General features: G+C 42.2%; 7 protein-coding genes, 2 tRNA genes and 2 rRNA genes. 4 read left to right on the forward strand and 7 right to left on the reverse strand.

Going from position 1 to position 7,270, the window contains the following annotated elements; genetic code table 11:
- A partial coding sequence (nqrA, locus tag B5D54_RS16375) for an NADH:ubiquinone reductase (Na(+)-transporting) subunit A (RefSeq protein ID WP_078927606.1) occupies positions 1–727 on the reverse strand: 727 nt, incomplete at its 3' end.
- A gap of 493 nt (positions 728–1,220) precedes the next feature.
- The gene (bolA, locus tag B5D54_RS16380) at positions 1,221–1,529 is read right to left on the reverse strand and encodes a transcriptional regulator BolA (protein WP_078927607.1); all 309 of its coding nucleotides are present in this window, start codon (positions 1,527–1,529) and stop codon (positions 1,221–1,223) included.
- A 140-nt stretch (positions 1,530–1,669) separates the two neighbouring features.
- Here bolA and B5D54_RS16385 point away from each other — a divergent pair, with 140 nt between their 5' ends.
- The 4 genes from B5D54_RS16385 to B5D54_RS16400 are packed head-to-tail and all read left to right on the forward strand — an operon-like array spanning position 1,670 to position 5,402.
- Positions 1,670–2,803 (forward strand): methyltransferase, encoded by a 1,134-nt coding sequence (locus tag B5D54_RS16385; protein WP_078927608.1) that lies wholly within the window; start codon positions 1,670–1,672, stop codon positions 2,801–2,803.
- Positions 2,804–2,847: 44 nt separating this feature from the next.
- On the forward strand, positions 2,848–3,423 hold the full coding sequence (locus B5D54_RS16390; protein WP_078927609.1) for a YajG family lipoprotein: 576 nt from the start codon (positions 2,848–2,850) through the stop codon (positions 3,421–3,423).
- The gene (locus B5D54_RS16395; RefSeq protein WP_078927610.1) at positions 3,416–3,964 is read left to right on the forward strand and encodes a peptidylprolyl isomerase; all 549 of its coding nucleotides are present in this window, start codon (positions 3,416–3,418) and stop codon (positions 3,962–3,964) included. The genes B5D54_RS16390 and B5D54_RS16395 overlap by 8 nt, the downstream gene beginning before the upstream one ends.
- Positions 3,965–4,016: 52 nt before the next feature.
- Positions 4,017–5,402, forward strand: a complete 1,386-nt coding sequence (locus tag B5D54_RS16400; protein ID WP_078927611.1) for an AmpG family muropeptide MFS transporter — start codon at positions 4,017–4,019, stop codon at positions 5,400–5,402.
- Positions 5,403–5,447: 45 nt separating this feature from the next.
- On the opposite strand, the gene nfsA is transcribed toward B5D54_RS16400, so the two are convergent.
- The 5 genes from nfsA to B5D54_RS16425 form a co-directional block, all read right to left on the reverse strand.
- Positions 5,448–6,170: an oxygen-insensitive NADPH nitroreductase gene (gene nfsA / locus B5D54_RS16405; protein WP_078927612.1), complete on the reverse strand. Its 723-nt coding sequence runs from the start codon at positions 6,168–6,170 to the stop codon at positions 5,448–5,450.
- A 295-nt stretch (positions 6,171–6,465) separates the two neighbouring features.
- Positions 6,466–6,542, reverse strand: a tRNA-Trp gene (locus tag B5D54_RS16410).
- Between the two features lie 58 nt (positions 6,543–6,600).
- A tRNA-Asp gene (locus B5D54_RS16415) sits at positions 6,601–6,677 on the reverse strand.
- Positions 6,678–6,762: 85 nt separating this feature from the next.
- Positions 6,763–6,878 (reverse strand): 5S ribosomal RNA (gene rrf, locus B5D54_RS16420).
- An 84-nt stretch (positions 6,879–6,962) separates the two neighbouring features.
- A 23S ribosomal RNA gene (locus B5D54_RS16425) occupies positions 6,963–7,270 on the reverse strand; the annotation flags it as partial.

The following is a 7,270-nucleotide window of genomic DNA, read 5'->3' on the forward strand; positions in this document are numbered from 1 at the left end:
CTTGATAATTAATGCTCCACGCCACATTGGCCGCATTGACAGGATATAAGAAGTGCATATGCGTCCCCGCCAAACCGGCAGGATGAGGGCCATCAAACACATGCTCTTCAACATTGCTTTGTGATGAACGAGGTAAACTCGCCCCTTTTTTACACACATACACCTTCCCCTCGGTCAGAGCGGAAAGCACATCTAACCCCGCGATAAAGGCTTCGGAGTGTTCATTGATGATCACACTCGGCTCAGCCGCTAATGGATTGGTGTCCATTGCCGTCACGAAAATCGCGTGAGTGTGGGAGTCAATCGAGGGAACCTTACTAAACGGACGAGTACGCAGCGCAGTCCAGAGGCCAGATTCAACCAATTGAGTTTTCACCGTCTGCCGGTCTAAACTCGCTAGCTGATTGGCTTCAAACTGATTGAAGGTCACTTGGTCATCGCCAGAGAGTTCAATCACAACGGATTGAAGCACTCGTTTCGCACCACGGTTCACTTCAATAACTTTGCCACAGACAGGAGAAGTAAAGAGCACTCCGGGGTTCTTTTTGTCTTCAAAAAGAACTTGAGCTTTTTTCACTTCATCACCCACGCGAACATGCATCGTTGGACGCATCCCCACGTACTCTTCGCCAAGCAAGGCGACTTTGGTGACGGCGAGGCCGTCATTAATCACCTGGGCAGGAGTTCCAGCAATAGGAAGGTCCAAACCCTTTTTTATTGTAATCATACGCACTTGCACTACTTTTTTATTGGGAAAAAGATTCTTTCATTGCGTAAATTCGAGACATTAAACGACGATATTGGCCTTAGGATGTAAGCCAAAATACCGTTAACTGTACTCTAGACACGACATTACAGTGCCCGATTTGGGTTGTTTTAAACACCAAAACCGCAACATCCTTTTTAAGGTCTTATCACATTTTTGCAATGAGACTTATTAGGTGCCGTAGTTTAGCATCTTTTGGGAATATGATTCCATGACCAATCCCTGCTTCATTCGCTTTATTTACAAAGAAATACTCCGCAGAGATTAATTAATAATCATAAATTTGATGTATCGCACAATTAAAATACTTCACAAAATTTACGAATAATTGCGTAGAGTTATCAAATATCACAATGAGCATTCATACTATCATTGGCAGCATTGTTAATAATTTGTCAAAAAAAAACACTCTGTGGCACGTTTCCACATAACAATATCACGTTGGTATTCAGCCTTAGTGATTATTCCCCATACACATTGGGCTATCTGGCGCTCCGTCTTGCTGTTCACGCCATTCTTGTGGAGTATAAGTATGGATGGCTAATGCGTGAATATGGTTGGATAACTCGTCCAACAAAGCTTGGTTAACTTGACGATGACGAGCGATCAATCTTACTCCTTCAAAATCAGAGCTCACCACAATCACTTTAAAATGACTTTCAGAGCCTACAGGGACATTGTGCATATAGCTCTCATTGATCACCTTGAGGTACTGTGGTTGAAATGCATTATGCAATTTCGTTTCAATAACTTCTTGAAGCATAGCGTTTCCTTAATACACAATGTTCATACAAGACAAGTATAAGTCTACTCGCGGGAAACAATAAGGGAAAGGTTTTGGTTTCTTGTTCTGCAACCATTTGCGACAATAGCTGGGTCATTAATTTATGCTGATAACCCAATATGAAAACTGAGCTAACCTTGCATGATCAAACTTTTACCCTACATCGCTTCCCACAGCGAAGTAATGAAACACTGCAAGCATGGGATGCTGGAGACGAGTACCTCATTTCTCATGTAGAGTCATTATCACTGACATCCAACCAGCATATTTTGATCCTCAATGACCATTTTGGAGCACTCAGTTGCTGGTTTTCAAAATCGCATAGGGTGACAGTGATGAGCGATTCGTTTGTTGCTCACCAAGCCATTCAGCAAAACTTAACTGCTAACGGCTGCCCCTCAGTGACACTCACTAACACCATGGAGAAAATTCCCTCTGATATAGACTTAGTGTTGATGCAGATACCTCGCAATAATCGTCATTTAGTGTGGCAATTAAGTCAGTTAAGGCGTTCTCTAAACAGTAACAGCCCTGTGATTGCAGTCAATAAAGCCAGAGAGATCCATACTTCGACATTACAACTTTTCGATACATATTTAGGTCAAACACAAACCTCTTTAGCTTGGAAAAAACACCGCCTTATTTTTAGCCAAGCAGATGCAAACTCTATCATTCCAGTCTCACCTCACACCGTCTGGAAGGTGGTCAGTCATCCTATTGAATTAATAAACTTACCCAATGTTTATGCTGGTGAGAAGCTCGATCAAGGAGCTCGTTTTCTTCTTAATTATTTACCAATTGATGACACGCTTCAAACCGTCATTGATCTAGGATGTGGCAATGGTGTGCTCTCTGTAAAACTGGGGCAGCTGAATCCACAAGCGAAACTAATCTGTGTAGATGAAAGCTTTATGGCCGTAGAATCAGCAAGACAAAATTTGCTAAAAAATCTTACACCTAATCACCCATTCGAGTGCTTAGTCAACAACTGCTTAGATGGGTTTGAGGATAATGGTACTCAACTTGTCGTTTGTAATCCTCCATTTCATCAACAACAAGCAATTACCGATCATATTGCATGGCAAATGTTTTGTGATTCAAAACGTGTTCTTATAAAAGAAGGGAAGTTATTGGTGATCGGAAATCGCCATCTCGGCTACGATATAAAGCTCAAAAGATTATTTGGCAAAGCCCAAGTAAAAACTGTCGCCAGTAATACAAAATTTGTTATCTTACAAGCCATTAAGCAATAAGACTGACCCTATTAAATCGATTTATTTAACGAAAGGAATTGACCATGAAAAAACTGGTTATCGCCGCAACACTGGTTCTACTCACTGCGTGTGCAGCACCAAAACAAGCACAGATCAACTTTATGCCTGAAGCAGTACTAAGTAATAGTACTTTTGTCGATAACGCGGCATTTACTTTAGTCAGTAAAGACGTCCGTTCGGCACAATACGTTGCTCTCGTCGATAGTGGACGCAATAATATCGAACCTATCCACCCAAAACAAAACGTCCGTATTGCGATTGAAAATGCTCTATCGGAACAGTTTACATCACAAGGTTTTCGCTTAACAGTTAACAGCGAAAACAGCCTCACTCTAGAACTCCAAGAGCTCCTTGTTAATGTCTCTCACTCTATCACTTCCAACGAAATGGATGCGAAAGTGACGCTTGAAGTCACAGCGGAGACACCAAGAGGTAAACTCGTGAAAAGCTATACTGGCACAGCAAAACGCAGCGCCGCATTGAGTGCATCGAATCAGGATATAGAAAAAGTACTCAACGATGTCATTAACTTAGTTCTTAAGGAAATGGCAAATGATGATGAGCTTAAAAGTTATATGAAGGAACGTTTCCATGGCTAAACAGTGGCTACTGATTCTGTTTACTTTCGTGAGTATGAACCTCTGGGCTGGGCCAAAGGTCAAGTTTGAAACGTCGTTAGGCCAATTTGTTGTTGAGCTTAATCAAGAGCAAGCCCCAATCACCACAGCTAACTTCCTCAAGTACGTTGAAGATGGCAGTTATACGGGGACTCTTTTTCATCGCATCATTCCTGGTTTTATGGTTCAAGGTGGCGGCTTTGATCACACCATGACCCCCAAAGAGAGTTACCCATCCATTAAGAATGAAGTCAGTAACGGTTTGAAAAATAATACAGCAACAATAGCGATGGCGAGAACGGCTAATCCCAATTCAGCCACCCGCCAGTTTTTCATTAACCTTGTTGATAATGGTTTTCTCAATGCAAATACAAAACAAGCCGGGTATGCTGTCTTTGGTGAAGTGATCGAAGGGTTTAACACGATTCAACATATGGCAACCCAGCCTACTCATACTCAGGGGCGAATGAATGACGTTCCTGTCACACCGATTATCGTTACGAAGGTAACACTCATTGATTAATCTTAGCTAGCCCTAACCCTTGTTGGGGCTAGCTTGATAAGGATTTTGGTTCATGCCGAGCAACGCTCAGTCTCTCACTTGGTCAGAAACATTTAAAAGCTATCTCGATCGCCGACTACTATGGATTTTTATGATGGGATGCTCTAGTGGCTTTCCATGGGTATTGATCGGCTCAAATATGTCTGGATGGTTGAAAGATGCGGGTTTAACACTTGCCGCCATTGGCTATTTTGGTAGCGTATTTTCGGTTTATGCCATCAATTTTTTATGGGCTCCTTTAGTTGATCGCGTCAAATTACCCTTTTTGCATACTTGGTTAGGGCAAAGGCGAAGCTGGATTCTCTTTTGTCAATTTTTTGTTTTTATCTGTACCCTATTGATTGCTGGCATAAACCCAGCCAACAACCTTTTCGCTATGTCAATTCTGGCGCTCGGAATTGCTATTGCATCGGCAACTCAAGATATTGCTATTGATGCATTTCGCATTGATAGCTTTCAAAAGTCAGATCAATCCAAATTACCGCAAGCATCCGCCATGGCAGTCATTGGTTGGTGGACAGGATACTCACTACCCGGCTACTTTGCTTTTATCAATGCGGATGCTATTGGCTGGAATATGGTTTATTACGGAATGGCCGCCGTGCTTGTCTTACTTATGTTATTTACTTTATTCGTTGGAGAGCCACAGACCTATAGAGAAATGCTGCAAAAGCAAGCCGAAGAGAGGCATAACCAAGTTGTGCATTTTAAAGTAATTAGCTGGTTAAGCGTCACTCTATTAGAACCATTCATCGATTTCTTCCGTCGAAATGGCTCTCGTGTTGCGATAACATTACTGCTCTTCGTCTTTTTATTTAAAATAGGCGAAGCTTTTCTTGGTAGAATGTCGATCGCTTTTTATAAAGATATTGGCTTTAGTAATGAACAAATCGGTTATTACTCAAAACTGATTGGTTGGGGCGTAACCATGCTGTTTACGTTTGTAGGTAGTATGTTCAATGTCCGATTTGGTATTGTACGAGGCTTGATGATTGGTGGTATTGCCATGTCAGCCAGTAATCTAATGTTTGCTTGGATAGCCCAAGTAGGCCCCAATGAGCACCTACTTCTCGCCACGATCTTCGTAGATAATTTTACAACAGCATTTTCGACCGTAGCATTTGTATCCTTTTTAACGGTCATGACAGGACAAGCTTTTTCTGCAACACAGTATGCTTTGCTTGCCTCTCTGGGTAATTTCAGTAGAACTACTCTCGCCTCTTTCAGTGGCGAACTCGCTGAGTATCTCAATAACTGGTCACTCTTCTTTATTTTAACAGCGCTGATGGTTATCCCAAGCTTATGCATGCTCTACTCCTTACGCCATTACTTTAACAATATGCTTAGTAATGCGAGAAAAAACCAGCAAGCCTCTTCAGATCAGCGTAGTAACTCATAAAACATCCCCCGCCTTCATAGAAAGGTAGGGGGATATTTCTATCCATTATTTTTTAGCCAATCCTTTTTTATTCAAGTAATCAAGAATAAAAGGTCTCGATTCCTGACTCAGTTTACTACAAATTTGTTCAGACCAGCCTTGTTGCTTTGTATTCGTAGAACGAGCCTGATAATAGTCGTTCATCGTTTGATCATATTGTTCAATCTGCTTTAAATTTAACGGCTGATAAGAATTTTCATGCAGAATAACCTTTGGACTTAAACGAGGCTTTAATTCAGGGTTTTGATCTGGATAACCTAAACATAATCCAAATAAAACCGCCGAATATGGAGGTAACTGCAACAATTTATCAACCTCATTAGGTGAGTTTCTCAAACCACCGATATAGACGCCCCCCAGTGCCATCGATTCAGCAGCAAGTAAACAGTTCTGAGCCATAATTCCAGCATCAATTGCGCCAATTAAGGTTAGTTCCATATATTCAGGTTTAACCTCGTTATTAATCGAATGATGTCTCTGATAATCAATGCAGAAAACTAAAAACTCAGCGGCACTCTCGACATAAGGCTGATGTCCAGCCAGTTTAGCGAGTTGAGCACGCTTTTCCTTATCCGTTACTCGAATAATGGAAATGGCTTGAATCAAACTAGAAGACGAAGCAGCGATGCCAGACGCAATAATGCTATCCAGTTGCTCTTGGCTGATTGGTTGCTCTTTAAACGCACGAATAGAACGGTGGGCTTGAATCGTTTCAATAACCTTATTCATAACTTATTTTCGACTCCTGATTATGTAGAATATAACCATAACATTGACTAGGTTTGCTCAACTCAACACTAACATACTATCCACATTACATTCATGACCTAATCATGGGATACTACACATCCCTTCTTTTTAAGGCCATCATAACAACGAAAATGTTAATAAATGATTAAGTTAAAGAGATTTACGAACCGATAACATGGATAGAAATCAGAAAGTGGCGCAATAGGCCGAGATGTAAAATTGATAAAGATAAAAACAAGAAAACCTTAACATCTCTGTTAAGGTTTAAGTGATATGGCAGGGGTGGAGAGATTCGAACTCCCAACACGCGGATTTGGAATCCGCTGCTCTGCCAATTGGAGCTACACCCCTAAATCTATTTGCTTATAACAGAAAATCTTTGCAGAAAGCAAAGATTTTAATCCATCAGTGGCGGAGCGGACGGGACTCGAACCCGCGACCCCCGGCGTGACAGGCCGGTATTCTAACCAACTGAACTACCGCTCCACATTGTCTCTTACTCGATAAAGTCTGACTGACTGCTTTATTGAGCTGTCGTCTTCAGACCTTACGTCTAAAAACAAGTATAAAAGCCTGGCGATGTTCTACTCTCACATGGGGAGACCCCACACTACCATCGACGCTGTTTCGTTTCACTGCTGAGTTCGGCATGGAATCAGGTGGGTCCAAAACGCTATGGTCGCCAAGCAAATTCTTTAATTCGGAAAGCTGTTTCTCGTTCTCACACATTCAATGCACTCAATTGAGCCCACAAAACCCCTTCGGTGTTGTATGGTTAAGCCTCACGGGCCATTAGTACAGGTTAGCTCAACGCCTCACAACGCTTACACACCCTGCCTATCAACGTTCTAGTCTCGAACAACCCTTTAGGACAGTTAAACTGCCAGGGAGAACTCATCTCAGGGCTCGCTTCGCGCTTAGATGCTTTCAGCGCTTATCAATTCCGAACTTAGCTACCGGGCAATGCCACTGGCGTGACAACCCGAACACCAGAGGTTCGTCCACTCCGGTCCTCTCGTACTAGGAGCAGCCCCCTTCAATTCTCCAACGCCCACGGCAGATAGGGACCGAACTGTCTC

The sequence above is a fragment of the Vibrio cincinnatiensis DSM 19608 genome, from assembly GCF_900167345.1.
Taxonomy (GTDB): Bacteria; Pseudomonadota; Gammaproteobacteria; order Enterobacterales; family Vibrionaceae; genus Vibrio; species Vibrio cincinnatiensis.

Excerpts from the sequence above, each read along its gene's own strand:
- bolA (WP_078927607.1), bottom strand. The coding sequence starts at position 1,529 with ATGCTTCAAGAAGTTATTGAAACGAAATTGCATAATGCATTTCAACCA.
- nfsA (WP_078927612.1), bottom strand. The coding sequence starts at position 6,170 with ATGAATAAGGTTATTGAAACGATTCAAGCCCACCGTTCTATTCGTGCG.
- B5D54_RS16400 (WP_078927611.1), top strand. The coding sequence starts at position 4,017 with ATGCCGAGCAACGCTCAGTCTCTCACTTGGTCAGAAACATTTAAAAGC.
- B5D54_RS16385 (WP_078927608.1), top strand. The coding sequence starts at position 1,670 with ATGAAAACTGAGCTAACCTTGCATGATCAAACTTTTACCCTACATCGC.
- B5D54_RS16390 (WP_078927609.1), top strand. The coding sequence starts at position 2,848 with ATGAAAAAACTGGTTATCGCCGCAACACTGGTTCTACTCACTGCGTGT.
- B5D54_RS16395 (WP_078927610.1), top strand. The coding sequence starts at position 3,416 with ATGGCTAAACAGTGGCTACTGATTCTGTTTACTTTCGTGAGTATGAAC.